Source organism: Amycolatopsis sp. NPDC049868, assembly GCF_044461365.1.
Lineage (GTDB): Bacteria > Actinomycetota > Actinomycetes > Mycobacteriales > Pseudonocardiaceae > Amycolatopsis.
On the sequence record NZ_JBITKV010000001.1, the window covers coordinates 617977 to 633909 of the forward strand.

The following is a 15933-nucleotide window of genomic DNA, read 5'->3' on the forward strand; positions in this document are numbered from 1 at the left end:
TCCCTGGCTTACTGTCGCGCTTCGGAGAGCCGGTACTCGACGCCACCGACCTCTTCGCCGCGCTGGTCGACCTGAGTCACGTTGACGGTGTACTGCTGTCCCCCTGCCGCCTCTGCTCCCGCGGTGAAACTCAACCTGGCGTCCACCTGCTCCCCCGACTTGAACGTCAGGCCACTGATCCGGGCCCTCTGCGGGTTCACGATGGCCAGCTCGGTCTCGCCGATCCGTTCGACACCCTCACCCTTCGCTCCGGCCGCCCGCCAGCGTGCGGCGAGGTCGGGACCGAGGTCGATGGTGATCCGCCCCGGGCCGGTGAACGGCCTGCCCGGCTGGGTGAAGACGATGTCGCCGACCGCGGTGGGGTCTGGACCGTCCCAGCCGAACACGATCGGCCGGAGTTGCGGAACCTTGATCTTGAACGGCAGGGCGTTCACGTTGTGCCATGCGATGTTGTTGTTGTTCCGTGTGTTCGCCGACGTGCTCGGTCCCTCGGTCGGCAGGTCGGTCGGCGAAAGCCACCGCGCCAGCAGACAGAAGTGCGAGCCGAGCGGGACCTTCCACGGGATGACGACCCGTTTGGTGCCGTACGGCACGCTCACATTGGTCGCCGAACCGATGTAGGACCATTGGCTCGGCCATTGCGCCACGGTGCCTTGCTTAGTGGAATAAACCTGCAAAGTGCCTTTCTCGAGAACGTCGCCGTACGGGCCGGGATTGTTCAAGAAGACGTTGATGTAGACAGTGCTCCCCTGCACGACCGGGTCGTCGGTAGGACACACACTCCCCGGCGTGGCGCACACCCGGATGTCGGGGCTGGAGTAGAGCGAACCGGTCGAGGGTTCGAACCCGACATCGGACGTGTTGTCCCGGATGAAGACATCTGCCCGGTCCTCCGGTGCGGCCTGCACCGCCGGTGTGACCCCCGCGAACAGCGTCGCGGCGGCCAAGACGGCCGAGGCGAGCAGTGCTCGCCTGCGCCGCGGGTTCCTGCTGATCATGTTCCCCTCCTTGGGCGAAACGTTCGACCCGTTGACCGTCTTCCAGGCCGGTTGTGGCGGGGTTGTCGAGATCGTGTGCCCTAATCGGCCGATTTCGGTGGGTCTTCGCCCGGATACGCTCACCGAGGTCACATGCCGGAGGGAGCAGGGTGCCCGGGCCAGGGGAACTACGGGTGCTGGGCCCGGTCGAAGCGATCGGCCCCACCGGGCGGGCGGAGTTGCACGGCGCCCGCCAGCGAGCCGTGCTCGGCGTTCTCGCCCTGCACGCGGGTTCGGTCGTCCCGATCCCCCGGCTGGTCGACGTGCTCTGGGGTGAAGATCCGCCGCGCACCGCGGTGAAGACCCTGCACAGCCATGTCGCGCGGATCCGGCAGGCGCTGGAGGACTGTGGGTTCCCACTGGTCCTGCAGACGCGCAAACCCGGGTATGTCCTGACGGTCATACCGTCCTCTGTCGACGCTCTTCGCTTCGAAGAAGAACTTCGTGCCGCCAAGCGGAGTAATCCCGGTCAGGCGGTGACGGCGTTGCGTGAGGCGTTGCGGCTCTGGCGCGGCGAGGCCTTCGCGGACGCCGAACTCGACGGCTGGGGCCTGCGCGAGGTCGAACGGCTCCAAGAGCTACGGCTGTCCGCCTGGGAAGAACTTTGGGACGCCGAGCTCAGGCTCGGCGAGCACGAGGAGGTCCTCCGGGAACTTCCGCGGCTCCGAGCCGAACTGCCGTACCGCGAACGGCTCGCCGCGCTGCACATGCTCGCCTTGCATCGCTGTGGGAGGCATGCCGAGGCGCTGGAGACGTTCCAGGCCGTGCGCAGAGGACTGGCGGACGAGTTCGGTGTCGATCCCGGTCCGGAACTGGTCGAACTGCACACGTCGATCCTGCGACGCGCGCCCGAACTCGACGCACCCGCACGGGGCACCGCGCCCGCACAGCTCCCTGCCCGTGTCGGACATTTCACCGGGCGGCAGCAGGAGCTCGCTTCCCTCGACGAACTCCTCGACGAAGCCGAGCCGCCGGTCGTCGTCATCTCCGGGGCGGCGGGAATGGGGAAGTCCGCGCTCGCCGTGCAATGGGCGCACCGCATCGCCGACCGCTTCCCCGACGGTCAGCTCTTCCTCGATCTCGCCGGGCACGACCCACACGAGGCGGTCTCGCCGGGTGACGCGCTCGCGCATCTGTCGCGTGGGCTCGGCCTCCCTGACGACCGGCTGCCCGACGCGACGGCCGAACGCGCGGCGCTCTACCGCTCATTGCTGCACGGCAGGCGTTGCGTGATCGTCGCCGACAACGCGGGCGGCGTCGATCAGATCCTTCCCCTCGTCCCCGGTACGGCGAAGGCGATGCTGATCGTCACCAGCAGGCAGACGCTGGCGGCGCTCGGCAGCCGGCACGCGGTCCGGGTGTTCGCCCTCGACCCGCTGGCCGACCCGGAATCGATGACGCTGCTCACCAGGGTGCTGGGCGCCGACCGGGTCGCCCGCGAACCCGCGCAGGCCGCACGGCTGGCCAGGCTGTGCGACGGGATGCCGTTGGCGTTGCGGATCGCCGCCGCGCGCCTGACCGGTGAGCCGAGCCGTCCGATCGCGGAACTCACCCATGAGCTGACCGGCGTCGGACGGTTGGAAACCCTTGCGGTGCAAGGGGATTCCCGGACCGTCAAAACCGTCCTCGCGAGTGCCTACCTGCCGCTGGAGCGTGCTCCCGCCCGGCTGTTCCGGCTGTCCGGGCTGATCCCGGGGACGTCGTTCAGCGCGGCACTCGGCGGTGCGCTGTGCGGGGTGCCCGCCGAAGCGGGCCGGGCCGCGGCCGCCGAGCTGTCCGCGGCGCATCTGATCACCCCGGCGGGCCAGGATCGCTATCGGCTCCACGATCTGATCCGCGAGTTCGCCGTCGCGTGCGCCCGCACCGACGAAACGACGTCGAGCCGCGCCGAGGCCGCGGACCGGCTGATCGACTGGTACCTGCACGTCGCCGCCGAGGCGAACCGGATCATCGACCCGAACCGCGATCTGGTCACCCCGGCGTTGCGACACCCGGCACCCGGGCGGCCGTTCCCGGCGGAAAGACGCGCGGCGCTGGCGTTCCTGGGGGCCGAGCGCGCGAATCTGCTGCCTGTGGTGCGGTTCGCACGCGAACACGGCCGCAACACGGCCGCTTGGCAGCTCACCTACCTGCTCACCAGTTTCTACGACACCACCGGCGGCTGGAACGAGCGGATCGGCCTTTGCCGCGAGGGGGCCGCGGCGGCCGCCGAGCTCGACGATCCGTTGGCGGAGGCGGAAATGCTGCGCGCGCTGGGCGCGGCCTACTTCATGACCCGCAGGCTGACGGACGCGCTCGAAACCAACGCCCGCGCGTTGAAGGCCGCCCGCGTGGCGGGTGATCTCGAAGGCGAAGGGCACATCTACAACAACACCGCGAACGCCTATGCCGCGCTTCGCCGGTTCGACGAGGCGATCACCGCGTACCGCCTCGCGGTGGAGCGGTGCACCTCGGCGGGCAACCGGCTCGGGCGTGCCCTGTCCCAGCGCAACCTCGGCCACGCCTACATTCGCCGCGGCCAGCCGATGGACGGCCTCAGCCCGCTGACGGCCGCGCTGGAGACGTTCCGCGAACTCGGCAACGCCCGGCTGGAAGCGGCCACCCTGGACACGCTCGGCGAGGCCTACGAGGAACTCGGCGATCACGACGTCGCGCTGGACCACCTCGGCAAGGCGCTGGCCGCGTCCAGGGCGATCGGCGACCGCTGGCAGGAGTGGGAGTCGCTGCTGCACGCCGGCCAGGTCCACCTCGCCCGCAAGGACTTCCGGGCCGCGCGGGACGACTTCGACCAGGCGCTGCTGATCAGCCGGGACGTCGGGAACCGGCACAGCGAGGCGGCCGCGCTCGACCGGCTCGGCCGCGCCCACCTGGGGCTCGGCGATCTGGCGGCGGCACGGGAAAGCCTCGAGCGCGGCGTCGCGGTCCGGGCAGGCGTCCCGGATCCGTACGAGGAGGCTCATCTGCACCGCGACCTCGGCGATCTGGAGACGCGGTGCGGCGACACGGCCGCCGCGGCCGCCCACTGGGCTCGAGCGATCGAGCTGTACCGGCGGGCGAACGCGACGGCCGACGCCGACCTCGTCACCCGGCGGGGCTGATCACCACGGTCGAGGTCGCGTACACGAGCCTGCCCTGCGAGGGCTCGAAGAACTCGACCCGCGCCTTCCCCGCTTGCCCGGGCACGATCGTGAGTTCCGCGTATCCCCTGGTCTCACCCCGCTGGAAGGTGACGACACCGTCCTTCACCGGCTCGTGGGCGGAGCCTTCGGTGCGGTAGCGGATCGTGAGCGGTCCCGCGAGCCACGGCCGGGAGAGCACGAGCGGCACCTTGCAGGTGGTGGCCTGCGCGAAGTTGGGCGGAATCGACCAGCAGATCTCGCCTTCCTGGGTGGTGGCCAGCGGCGCCGTCTTCACCGCGTCGTCGTCGGCCACCCAGGCGACGCCGACGCTGTGCCCGATCCGCAGGCCTTTCTCGCCGTAGAGGCGCAGCGAGAACATCTCGTCGTTCTCGACGAAGGAATCGGCGCGGACCTTGACCGCGACCGTTTGCGTGTCCGCCCGCCCGGACCAGGTCAGCGTGCCCGCCCGCGGCAGATAGTCGACGCTCTCCTTCGCGACGAACGCCGGATCGATCGGCGAGCCGTTGCCCTCGATCGTCCGGTACTCGACCGAACCCTGCGGCGCGCAACCACCGTCGGCGAGTGAAACAGCGAAGAGAAGGGTGGTGTACCCGGTGCTTGTCCCCTCGGCCTGGCTGACGCCGCTGACGTTCACCACGGGCGCGGTGCAGCCCGCTTCCCCGCCTTCGGCCGCCGGTACCGCGAGCCCGAACGCGATCGCGAACGACGCCCCCAGCGCCGCGATCCGTCTCATCCTTGATCCCATCGAGCGTCCACCCCTTCCGGCGGGCCGCCGCGGCCCGCTGCGACATGGGTAACCGAGTGAGGTTGTCGTGAGGTTGTGACCGGCGGAAACAAACATGAAAATGATTCATGGCCATCCCCGCCCACGACGTACTACGCTTCGACAACCAGGCAAAGAAGCGTGAGGAAGGGCAGTCGATGGGCGATGTTGCGGCACGGTTCGCCGAGATCGTCGGGGACTCGAACTTGCTGTCAGGCGAGGCGATCCCCGAGGACTACGCACACGACGAGGCTTTGACCACCTCGGCGCAGAGGCCCGCCTACCTGGCGAAACCGGGAAGCGCCGAGGAGATCGCGGAGCTGCTCAAGGCCGCGAGCGAACACGGCGTGCCGGTCACCGCGAGAGGATCGGGCACCGGCCTTTCCGGCGGTGCCACACCACGCGAAGACGGTCTGGTGATCTCTTTCGAACGGATGAACGCGGTACTGGAGATCGACACCGACAACCACGTCGCCGTCGTCCAGCCCGGCGTCACACTGTCCGAATTGGACGAAAAGACCGCGGAAGCCGGACTCGGCTACACCGTCTACCCGGGGGAGCTGAGCGCGAGTGTCGGCGGCAACGTCGGCACGAACGCGGGCGGCATGCGCGCGGTCAAATACGGCGTCACGCGGCACAATGTCGTCGGCCTGCAGGCCGTGCTGCCGACCGGCGAGATCATCCGGACCGGCGGCAAGACCTCGAAGGTGTCGACGGGGTACGACCTGACGCAGCTGATCATCGGTTCCGAAGGCACCCTCGCGATCGCGACCGAGGTCATCGTGAAGCTGTACCCGCGTCTGCCGCACGGCGCCACGGTGCTCGCCCCGTTCGAGACCTTCGACGAGGTGATGACCGTCGTCCCGAAGATCATTGCCGGCGGGCTCGCGCCGCACATCCTCGAGTACATCGACAATCTGACGCTCGCCGCGATCAGCTACAACGAGAAACTCAGCCTCGGCGTGCCGGACTCCATCCGTGACACCGCGCAGGCCTATCTGGTGGTGGCGCTGGAAAACCGTGACAACGACCGGCTGCACTCCGACATCGAGGAACTCGGCGGGCTGCTGGGAGACCTCGGCGCGATGGACGTGTACGTGCTCGAAGGCAACTCGGCACGCAAGCTCATCGAGGCCCGAGAGAAGGCGTTCTGGACGGCCAAGTCGGTCGGGGCCGACGACATCATCGACGTGGTGGTCCCGAGGTCCGCGATGCCGGAGTTCCTGCGCAAGGCCAGGGAAATGGCGCTGTCCCGCGAGTCGGGCGCGCTCGGCTGCGGGCACGCCGGTGACGGCAACGTCCACCTCGCCATCTTCTGCAAGGACGCGGTCAAACGGAAGCAGCTGCTCACCGACATCTTCGCGCTCGGCATGGAACTCGGCGGCGCGATCTCCGGCGAACACGGCCTCGGGAGGACCAAGGCCGGTTACTTCCTCGAGCTGGAGGACCCGGCGAAGATCGCGCTGATGCGCCGGATCAAGGAAAGCTTCGACCCGGCCGGGATCCTCAACCCCGGCGTTCTTTTCGCTGAGAGGGCTTGAAAAGTGAGTGAGATGAACGGCGCCCAGTCCCTGATCCGCACCCTCGTCGACGCGGGCGTCGATGTGTGCTTCTCGAATCCGGGCACCTCGGAGATGCACTTCGTGGCCGCACTCGACTCCGTGCCCGAAATGCGCGGCGTGCTCGGCCTGTTCGAAGGCGTCGTCACCGGCGCCGCGGACGGGTACGCGCGCATCGCCGGCAAGCCGGCCGCGACTCTGCTGCACCTCGGCCCCGGGCTCGGGAACGGGCTGGCGAACCTGCACAACGCGCGCCGCGCCCACACCCCGATCGTCAACGTGATCGGCGACCACGCGACCTACCACAAGCAGTACGACGCCCCGCTCGAATCGGATATCGAGGCCGTCGCCGGTTCGCTGGAAGGCTGGGTCCGCCGCTCGGAGCACACGAAGGACGTCGGTGCCGACGCCGCCGCGGCGGTCGCGGCCTCCCAGGACGCCCCCGGACAGGTGGCGACGCTGATCCTCCCCGCCGACGCGTCCTGGGGCGAGGGCGGCGAAACCTGCGCGCCCATCCCACCTCGGATCCCGCAAGTCGTCGACGCGACGACGGTGAAGAACATCGCCGAAGTACTGACCAGTGGTGAACCGGTCGCCCTGCTCGTCGGCGGCAGCGGCTGCCGCGAGGCCGGGCTGCGCGCGACCAGCCGGATCGCGGCCGCGACCGGCGTGAAGACGTTCGTCGAGACCTTCCCCGCCAGGCTCGAACGCGGCGAAGGCCTGCCGACGATCGAGCGGCTGGGCTATCTCGCCGAGCAGGTCGCGTACCAGCTCGACGGGGTCAAGCACGTGATCGTCGCCGGTACGAAGGCACCTGTCTCGTTCTTCGCCTACCCCGGCAAGGCAAGCAACCTGGTGCCCGAAGGCGCGCAGGTCCATGTGCTGGCCGAAGTCGCGCAGGACGTGCCGCGAGCGCTGACCGACGTGGCGGAACTGGTCGCGGCCGAAACCGAGCCGGTACTGCAGGAGGCCGCCCGCCCCGCGTTGCCGTCCGGCCCGCTGACCCCGCAGAACTGGGTCGAGGTGATCGGCGCGCTGCTGCCGGAACGCGCGATCATCGCGGACGAAGCGAACACCTCCGGGCTGTTGCTGCCCGCCGCGACCGCTGGTGCGCCCCGGCACGATGTGCTGACCCTGACCGGTGGCGCGATCGGCTACGGCATGCCCGTCGCGACCGGGGCCGCCGTCGCCGCGCCGGACCGGCCGGTGATCAACCTGCAGTCCGACGGCAGCGCGCTGTACACGATTTCGGCGTTGTGGACACAAGCGCGGGAGAACCTCAACGTCACCACGGTCCTGCTGAACAACCGCGCGTACGCGATCCTGCGGCTGGAGTTGCAGCGGGTCGGCGCGGACGCCAACGGCCCCAAGGCGAACGAACTGCTCGACCTTTCCCGGCCCGACATGGACTTCGTCAAGATCGCCGAAGGCATGGGTGTCCCGGCGACCAGGGCGACGACCGCGGAGGAGCTGGCCGAGCAGTTCCAGCGCGCGCTCGCCGAGCCGGGACCGCACCTGATCGACGCGATCGTTCCGACCCTGTTCTGAGCGGTGCGCCCTTGCGTTGCGATGAAGGGACTTCATCGCAACGCAAGGCGCGCTAGTGGACCGAAGCGACCAGCGGCTCGGGCTGACGTTGCTTCGGGACGAAAGCGGTCAAGACGAGCCCCAGCAGCGCCGCACCGGCGGCGACCACGAAGCTCAGCCGGAATCCGGCCGCGGACGGGACGGAGACGCCGCCGACGGTGATCGCCAGTGACGCGAGCATGGACGCCATCACCGCGCTGGACGTCGAAGTGCCGACGGAGCGCATCAGCGAGTTCAGCCCGTTCGCGGACGCGGTTTCGGTGACCGGGACCGAGCCCATGATCAGTGCGGGCATGGCCGCGTAAGCGATGCCCACACCACCGCCGATGATGACCGACGCCGTGATCAGCTCGAAGGCGTTGTCCATCAACACGGTCGCGAAGGCATACCCGGTCGCGATGGTGGTGGCGCCGACCATCAGCGTCGTACGCGGTCCGTAGCGCTCGATGAGCCGGGCCGAAACCGGCGACAGCATGAACATGACCAGACCGTTCGGCGCGAGGCAGAGCCCGGCCTGCACCATCGTCAGGCCGAGGCCGTAGCCGGTCGACGCGGGAGCCTGCAGCAGCTGCGGGAACGACAACGCCATCGAGTACAGCGCGAATCCGACCATGATCGACGCGAGGTTGGTGAACAACACCGGGCGCCGCGCGGAGACCCGCAGGTCCACGAGCGGATCCCGGCGCCGCAGCTGGTAGGCACCCCAGACCAGCAGGATCACCACCGCGCTCCCGGCGAAGCCGAGCGTGCGGCCACTGCCCCAGCCCCATTCGCCGCCCTTGACGATCGGCAGCAGCAGGCAGACCAGGCCGACGACCAATCCCAAAGCACCGAGGTAGTCGAACGGCGCCGGTGTCTTCACCGGCGACTCCGGCACCACGAAGAGGATCAGCAGGCCGCAAACGAGTCCGAGCCCCGCCGACGCCCAGAAGAGGACGTGCCAGTCGGCGTTCTGCGCGACCAGCGCCGACACCGGGAGCCCGATGGCACCGCCGACACCGAGCGTCGAACTCATCACCGAGATCGCGGCGCCGACCCGTTCCGGTGCGAGTTCGTCGCGCATGATGCTGATGCCCAGCGGGATAGCGCCCATCGCACAGCCCTGGAGCCCCCGGCCGAGGACCATCAGCGCGAGCGAGCTCGTCAGCGCCGACACCACCGAACCGGCGACCAGGAACCCCAGGCTGATCAGCAGCAACCGGCGCTTGCCGTAGAGGTCGCCGAGCCTGCCGCTCACCGGCATCACCACGGCTCCGGCGATCAGGGTCGCCATCACCACCCACGACGCGTCGGACGGGGTCGTGTCGAGCAGCCGGGGAAACGCCGGGATGAGCGGGACGACGAGCGTCTGCATGAACGAGGCCACCAGCCCGCAGGTGGCGAGCACGACCACGAAGATCCGGGGCGAAGGTGCCCTTCCGGCCGGTTTCACCGTTCGCATCCCATGATCCGACCTTACACAGCACCACCCTTCTCGGTGAACGATTGACAGACGGGATCACAGCCAGGTGCGGACTCCACCGTGCCCGGAACAGGTACCGCGGCGATTCCGGCTGTAGCTGTACGAACCGTCCTTGCACAGGGCGGTCGCGCCTTCGGCCGCGCCGGGTCCGGTCGCCGGCCGATGGACACACAAGCCGTCGGTGTTGCGGTAGTAGTCGGTTCCGCATTCCGCCGGGTTCGGCGCCTGCGTCGTCTTCGGACGTGCTTTCGTCGGTTTCGGCTCGACCTGCTTCGGCACCTCGACCGCGGCTGTGGTCGACGGAACGAACTCCTGAGGTGTCGGCGTAGGCGTGGCCGTGCTCGTGGGCGGCGCCCACCTGCTGGTCGTCGGCGTCTGGCTGCTCGGCGGCGTGACCCGCCCACCGGGCACGGTCTCCACACCGCAGCCTCCGGCGACCAGCAGTCCGATCGCCAGTGCCATGCCCAGCTTCGTTGCTCTCTTCGGCATAACGACCTCCCCGGCACCTGGTAGTGCCGCGTAGTCGGCAGGTCGTCCGCCGGTGTTAACGCCTGGTCTCAAGACTCGGCGTGTCGCTAGGTGAACCAACGGCCCGCCCCTGGCTCCGCACCGCCCGCCTGTGGGCCCGGTCTGACGGACCGGAGGTCTGTCAGAGAGACTGGGGGCCAGTGCCCGCCCTCTCGACCTGGAGCCTTTGATGCCACAAGGAACCGTCCGTTGGTTCGACGTCGAACGGGGTTTCGGCTTCCTCGCGCCCGAGGACGGCTCGCCGGACGTGTTCGTGCACGCCTCCGAGATCGTCGGGGACGGCGGCGCGAAAGTGCTCCGCGAGGGTCAGGCCGTCGTGTTCGAGGTCGGCGAGAACGACCGCGGGCCCCAGGCGCTGCGCGTTCGCGTCACCGCCGATGCGGCCACCGGCAGCGCCGTGGGCCTGCTCGGCACCGTCAACTGGTACGAGCCGGGCAAGGGGTACGGCTTCGCGTCGCCGGACGGCGGCGGCGCCGACATCTTCGTGCACAGCTCCGCCATCGTGACCGGCGGCGTGGTCACCGAGGGGCAGCGGGTGGCCTTCCTGATCGTCGAAGGCGAGCGCGGCCCGCAGGCCGGGCACGTGATCCCGCTGGGAGCAGGGGCCGGCTCACCCGCTGCGGCTGGTATCGCGGACGGTGCCGACGGCACGGTGGCCTGGTACGACGAGGACAAGGGCTTCGGCTTCATCAACCCCGACTCCGGCGCCGGGGACGTCTTCGTTCACGCCCGGGCCCTGGCCGAGGGGCTGACGTGGCTCGCGGAGGGCGACCGCGTCGCCTACGAGGTGACTAGTGGAGACAAGGGCCCGCAGGCCCGCGACGTGCACCTGGTCCGGGGCACCGAGCCCCGGACGGCGCCGCAGCGGTCGGCACCTGCCGCGGCCGCGGGGCCGGCGGCGCGGGACGTGCCCGTACGAGGCGGCGAGGGCGTCGTCGCGCGCTACGACGGCGACCGCGGCTTCGGCTTCATCACCCCGGACGCGGGCGGCGACGATCTCTTCGCCCACGTGTCCGTGATCATGGGGTCGGAGCCGCTGCAGAAGGGTGACCGGGTCCGGTACACGGTGCGTCAGAGCGACCGGGGCCCGCAGGCCGACCGCATCGAACGCCTCTGAAGAGGCGGCCCCACCGATGGCTGATCACTTCCCGAGCAGCCAGGAGATGGTGCGTTCGACGACCCAGCGGACCCGGCCGAGGCGGGACTTGCCCTCAATCCCGCGCCGGGCGATACGGACCTTGATACCGCGGCGGGTCAGGTAGCGGCGGTAGCCGTAGCCCTTGTCGGCGTGCAACTTGTCCGGTCGGCATCGTGGCCGGCCCGCCCGGCCGTGGTGGCCGCGCACGGTCGGGTTCGTGTCCAGCAGCGGCTCGAACAGCATGCTGTCGTGGGTGTTTGCCGCCGACAACATGATGTGCAGCGGTAGCCCGTTCGCGTTGCACAGAACGTGGTACTTGGAGCCGGCTTTACCCTGGTCAGTGGGGCTGCGGCCGGTCAGCTCGCCGAGCTGGTGCAGCCGGTCCCACACGCCGGCGTCCTGCCACTCACGTAACCGCCGCCACGCGGTGTGCCCGGACCCGCATCCGAGCTGCTCGGGTAGGTCTCGCCAGCGGCAGCCTGCGTCGTCTTCGCCACGACTGCCCACGATCGACGACCAGGACCGGCAGGTTACGCAGTGACACACCCTTAAGTTTTGAGACCAGGTCTAACGGCGGCCGGTGGGTCAGTCGACCATCGTGCCGCAACTGATATTCAGCGCCGTCGCCGTCATGCTGCGCGCATGGTCCGACGCGGCGAAGGCGGCCACACGGGCGACGTCTTCCAAGGACGCTGCCCGCTTGAGCATCGTCTGCTCGACCATCTCGCGAAGGACGTCGTCCAGCCCCGCATTCGCGGGAATGGTTTCCGGGATCCCGCCGGTGCGCAGGGTCACGACACGGATGCCCTGCGGTCCGAGCTCACACGCCAGCCCTCGCCGCAAAGCCTCCATCGCGCTGAACGCGACCTGGAGCCCTCCGAGGTGGTACCCGGGCAGTGGATCACCGTCGCCGCCGAACATCAGGATCACCCCGGACTTCTGCTCGATCATGTGCCGAGCGGCCGCCCGTGCGGTCAGGAAGTTCGTCCGTACCGCCGTCCGGACCGGGCTTTCCAAGTCCTCCAACGACATTTCGACCAGCGGAGTGCCTTGAACGTCATTGTGCGTGATCACGTTCATCGAGATGTCGACGCTGCCCGCCGTGGAAGCCACCGAAGCGGCATGCTCGTCGATGGCGGACTCATCGAGTGCGTCGAACTCCGCCGTTTCCGCTTTCCCGCCCGTCGCCCGGATTTCCTCGGCCAGCGCGTCGAGCTTCTTCAGTGTGCGGCCGGTGAGGTGGACGGTCGCGCCCTCTCCGGCGAACCCACGGGCCACCGCGCTTCCGATTCCACCCGCCGCACCGTAGATGATCGCGTTCCTGCCTTCGAGCAACATCGCTACCTCCTACTTGTCGTCCACGGTGATGAGTCCTTCGGGTGTTCCCTCCAGCTGGACGTCGATCCACACCGGGCGCCATGGGCGGACCTCGTGGAACCTGCGCAGTTCGGCCAACCCACTGAGCCAGCCCATCCAACTGCCATACGGCGGTTGCTCGTCGGAGAATCCACTTTGGACGAAGGTCAGCTTCGTCCCGCCGCCGGAGTCCTCTAGTTCCCAAGTGGCGACGACACCGTCCTGGTACGCGAGCGACATCTTCGAGTCGGGCACCAGATCGACGATCTTCGCCGGGTCCGGATCCTTTTCCAGTGACCCCATCGCCCAGCGGCCGCCGACCTGGGTCTCCGCCTCGATCCGGGCGCCGAACCAGCGCGTGAACACGGCGGGATCGGCGATCGAGGAATAGACCTCACCACGCGGCGCGTCGATCCGTACCTCTTCGCTCATCAGCGGGGAGGTGAGGTCGCAGCGGGCGGTGAGCGGCCGTCCTTCGACGTGGTCGACGAGGTTCGCGACGGAAAGCGCCCAGAACGTGTGCATCATGCCGAGCGACGAGTCCGGATCGGCCAGCATCGCGGTGTAGTCCGGCAGACCGGTCTGACTGAACGACAACGACGTCCGGTCCCCGTCTTCCGCCAGCGCGATCTCGACGACGGTCTCCTTCCCGCCGACGATCCATGCGAACCGCAGGACGTTGTCCTCGGCCAGCAACAGCCGCTGGCGCGGACGGTCGCCCTCCGGCGTGTAGCGACCCCAGAACTCGTACCGGGACGGCAGGTCGACTTCCGCGTACTCGGAAAGCCACTCGCGCAGCGCCCCGGGATCGGTCAGCGCGTGCCAGACCTCGTCGATCGGCGCGCGCACGCGCACCTGGAACCTCGTCGGTTCAGCCACGGACATCTCCCTTCGGGTAACAGGCCACGGCGAGTTTGAAGGCGTCGCCTTCCGCTCCGCCGTAGCGGGTGAACAGGTCCTGCAAAGTCGTCTTCAGTTCGTCGAGGAACTCCTGGCGCCGCTCAGGCTCGACCCGGATCTCGCCGGAAACGCCGATCGAAGGAAGCTCCGGCGCGGTCCTGTCGAGCGCGGCGACGTCCGCCTGGACCTCCTCCATGAGGTCCACCAGGTAGCCCAGGCTCAGCTCGTCCCGCGCCACCCGCGGGCCGAGCCGTCCGACCAGCCCGGGTGACAGCCAGTACGAACGGGCGGTCGCCTGGTACACACCCTCACTGACGGCGCGCACCTTCCGCTCCGACACCTGCTTCACGAGACCGGCTTCCACCAGTCGTTTCACGTGGTAATAGACCCGCTGGGGCGTCTGATCCAGCACCGTCGCCACCTCGGTGCACGACCGCGGCTCCGCCAGCTGCCGCAGGACGTCCACCCGCTGCGGTTTCAGCAACGCCTCCGCCTGCTCCAGCCGATCGAGGTACTCCACATCCTTCACGGCGCCACACCCTTGATCACAAAAACCAGTTTGAACGTAAAAATCCATTTTGTCAATCGGGCCGGATCACGCTACGCTCGTCGTGTGGCGATCCTGCGGCGGTACGCGGCGGAAATCGCGGTCACCGTGGCGGTGATCGCGGGCTCCGTCGTGGTCTCGCTCGGAGACGATGCGGAGACACCGCGCAACGCGGCCGTCGGCTGGGCCTGCGTGGCACTCGCCTGCGCGTCGTTGTTCCTTCGCCGCCGATATCCGCTCCCCGTCACGATCTTCATCGCGGTGTGCTGCGCGATCTACTACCCGCAGACCGATCCGGACGGGTTCCTCCTGCTCGCGTTCGCCTTCGCGCTGTACAACAACGCCTCGACCGGGCGGATCCGGAGCGCGGCGGTCGTCGCGGCGGCCTCGATGGGCGGCGTCGCGATCGGCGAAGCGGGGGCCGGGGCGACACGGCAGGTGGACAACTTCGCGTTCCTGCTGATGGCGGGCTGGTTCATCGCGCTGGTCGCGGTCGGCGCCGTGACGTACTACCGCCGAGAGGCCGAGCGCACCAAAGAGGCCGAAGCGCAGCGAAGAGCCACCGACGAGCGCCTCCGGATCGCGCGCGAACTGCACGACGTCCTCGGTCACAACCTGGCACTCATCAACGTCCAGGCGGGCGCGGCTCTGCACGGCAAGGATCCGGAGAAAGCCGAGGAGGCGCTGACCACGATCAAACAGACCAGCAAGGAGGCATTGCGCGAACTCCGCGCCACACTGGGCATGCTGCGGCAGGCGGACACACCGAGTCTGGCCAGGGTCGCCGAGCTGGCCGAATCGGCGGGCGCGCACGGGTTGACCGTCCGGACCGAGATCGACGGCACGGCGACGGAGCTGCCGCCCGACGTCGAGCACGCCGCCTTCCGCGTCGTCCAGGAGGCGCTGACCAACGTCGCGCGCCACGCCGCCGCGAACTCCGTCGTGGTGCGGATCGGCTACACGCCCCATGATGTGTCCGTGCAGATCGACGACGACGGCCGGGGAGGCACGGCGGAACCCGGCAACGGGATCCGCGGCATGGCCGAACGGGCCAAGGCACTCGGTGGCGAACTCACCGCGGCCGCCCGTGAGGACGGTGGCTTCCGGGTGCGCGCCCGGCTTCCCTTGCGGGCGAAGAAATGATCCGGGTCCTGCTGGTCGACGATCAGCGGCTGGTCCGCGCCGGCTTCAAGTCCATCTTGGACGGTGAGGACGACATCAGCGTGGTCGCCGAAGCGGCCGACGGGCGTGAATCCCTCGAAGCCGCGCGCGAACACGAACCCGACGTCGTCCTGATGGACATCCGGATGCCGGTGATGGACGGGCTCACCGCGACCCGGCATCTGCTCGGAGACCCGGCGCGGGCCGGGACCAAGGTCGTCATCCTCACCACCTTCGACCTCGACGAGGACGTCTACGGCGCGTTGCGCGCGGGTGCCAGCGGGTTCCTGGTCAAGGACACCGAACCGGAGGAACTGATCCACGGTGTCCGCGTGGTCGCCAGGGGCGACGCGTCGCTCGCGCCGTCGATCACCCGTCGCCTGATCTCGGAATTCGCCGGCCGGGTGGACCGGCCCGCCCCCTCACCCACCCTGAACCGGCTCACCGAGCGGGAACGCGAGGTGATGAGCCTCGTCGCGGCCGGCCTGTCCAACGACGAGATCGCGAAGGAACTCGTGCTCAGCCCGGCGACGGCGAAGACGCACGTCAGCCGGATCATGACCAAGGTGGACGTCCGTGATCGCGCACAACTCGTCGTGCTCGCCTACGAATCGGGCATGGTCACCCCTCGCTGGTTGACCCCGTGACCACAACCCCGGTAGTACGGGAAGCGCCTTAGGGGTACCCAGAAGTTGCGGCCGGAGTGCCCGCCCGAGCCCGACGATATACGGCCGGGGAAAGCCGATGCTTTCCGC

At 69.0% G+C, this 15933-nt stretch carries 13 protein-coding genes and 1 pseudogene; 6 read left to right on the plus strand and 8 right to left on the minus strand.

Annotation, left to right across the window (positions count from 1 at the left end; all coding sequences use genetic code 11):
* Positions 1-8: 8 nt before the first annotated feature.
* Positions 9-998, minus strand: coding sequence for a hypothetical protein (locus ACIBTM_RS03115; protein ID WP_395874921.1), 990 nt, complete (start codon positions 996-998; stop codon positions 9-11).
* Between the two features lie 173 nt (positions 999-1171).
* Between ACIBTM_RS03115 and ACIBTM_RS03120 the strand changes: the two genes are divergently transcribed.
* Complete coding sequence (locus tag ACIBTM_RS03120; RefSeq protein ID WP_395875778.1) at positions 1172-4135, plus strand: BTAD domain-containing putative transcriptional regulator; 2964 nt, start codon at positions 1172-1174, stop codon at positions 4133-4135.
* Here the strand turns inward: ACIBTM_RS03120 and ACIBTM_RS03125 are convergent.
* On the minus strand, positions 4119-4910 hold the full coding sequence (locus tag ACIBTM_RS03125; protein ID WP_395874922.1) for a Calx-beta domain-containing protein: 792 nt from the start codon (positions 4908-4910) through the stop codon (positions 4119-4121). The two genes, ACIBTM_RS03120 and ACIBTM_RS03125, sit on opposite strands and share 17 nt — an antisense overlap.
* Positions 4911-5098: 188 nt before the next feature.
* Here ACIBTM_RS03125 and ACIBTM_RS03130 point away from each other — a divergent pair, with 188 nt between their 5' ends.
* The gene (locus ACIBTM_RS03130; RefSeq protein ID WP_395874923.1) at positions 5099-6481 is read left to right on the plus strand and encodes an FAD-binding oxidoreductase; all 1383 of its coding nucleotides are present in this window, start codon (positions 5099-5101) and stop codon (positions 6479-6481) included.
* Positions 6482-6493: 12 nt separating this feature from the next.
* Positions 6494-8047, plus strand: coding sequence for an acetolactate synthase large subunit (locus tag ACIBTM_RS03135; protein WP_395874924.1), 1554 nt, complete (start codon positions 6494-6496; stop codon positions 8045-8047).
* 52 nt (positions 8048-8099) lie between these two features.
* Here the strand turns inward: ACIBTM_RS03135 and ACIBTM_RS03140 are convergent, their stop codons facing one another.
* Positions 8100-9527 carry an MFS transporter gene (locus ACIBTM_RS03140; RefSeq protein WP_395874925.1) on the minus strand — a complete coding sequence of 476 codons (1428 nt, stop codon included), beginning with the start codon at positions 9525-9527 and terminating at the stop codon, positions 8100-8102.
* A 57-nt stretch (positions 9528-9584) separates the two neighbouring features.
* Positions 9585-10037 (minus strand): DUF3761 domain-containing protein, encoded by a 453-nt coding sequence (locus ACIBTM_RS03145; protein ID WP_395874926.1) that lies wholly within the window; start codon positions 10035-10037, stop codon positions 9585-9587.
* A 208-nt stretch (positions 10038-10245) separates the two neighbouring features.
* Here ACIBTM_RS03145 and ACIBTM_RS03150 point away from each other — a divergent pair, with 208 nt between their 5' ends.
* Positions 10246-11193: a cold-shock protein gene (locus ACIBTM_RS03150; RefSeq protein WP_395874927.1), complete on the plus strand. Its 948-nt coding sequence runs from the start codon at positions 10246-10248 to the stop codon at positions 11191-11193.
* Between the two features lie 33 nt (positions 11194-11226).
* Here ACIBTM_RS03150 and ACIBTM_RS03155 read toward each other — a convergent pair.
* The 4 genes and pseudogenes from ACIBTM_RS03155 to ACIBTM_RS03170 all read right to left on the minus strand — a co-directional run.
* Positions 11227-11694 (minus strand): annotated as a pseudogene (locus ACIBTM_RS03155) (transposase); the annotation flags it as partial.
* 105 nt (positions 11695-11799) lie between these two features.
* Complete coding sequence (locus ACIBTM_RS03160) at positions 11800-12552, minus strand: SDR family NAD(P)-dependent oxidoreductase (RefSeq protein ID WP_395874928.1); 753 nt, start codon at positions 12550-12552, stop codon at positions 11800-11802.
* A gap of 9 nt (positions 12553-12561) precedes the next feature.
* On the minus strand, positions 12562-13449 hold the full coding sequence (locus ACIBTM_RS03165) for an SRPBCC domain-containing protein (RefSeq protein ID WP_395874929.1): 888 nt from the start codon (positions 13447-13449) through the stop codon (positions 12562-12564).
* A complete protein-coding gene (locus tag ACIBTM_RS03170; protein WP_395874930.1) occupies positions 13442-13999 on the minus strand; it encodes a helix-turn-helix domain-containing protein in 558 nt (185 codons plus the stop codon). Before ACIBTM_RS03170 ends, ACIBTM_RS03165 begins: the two co-directional genes overlap by 8 nt.
* 84 nt (positions 14000-14083) lie before the next feature.
* On the opposite strand from ACIBTM_RS03170, the gene ACIBTM_RS03175 reads away from it, so the two are divergent.
* Both ACIBTM_RS03175 and ACIBTM_RS03180 read left to right on the plus strand, forming a co-directional pair.
* The gene (locus ACIBTM_RS03175; RefSeq protein ID WP_395874931.1) at positions 14084-15160 is read left to right on the plus strand and encodes a sensor histidine kinase; all 1077 of its coding nucleotides are present in this window, start codon (positions 14084-14086) and stop codon (positions 15158-15160) included.
* Positions 15157-15825, plus strand: coding sequence for a response regulator (locus ACIBTM_RS03180; RefSeq protein ID WP_395874932.1), 669 nt, complete (start codon positions 15157-15159; stop codon positions 15823-15825). The genes ACIBTM_RS03175 and ACIBTM_RS03180 overlap by 4 nt, the downstream gene beginning before the upstream one ends.
* The last annotated feature ends 108 nt before the right edge of the window (positions 15826-15933 follow it).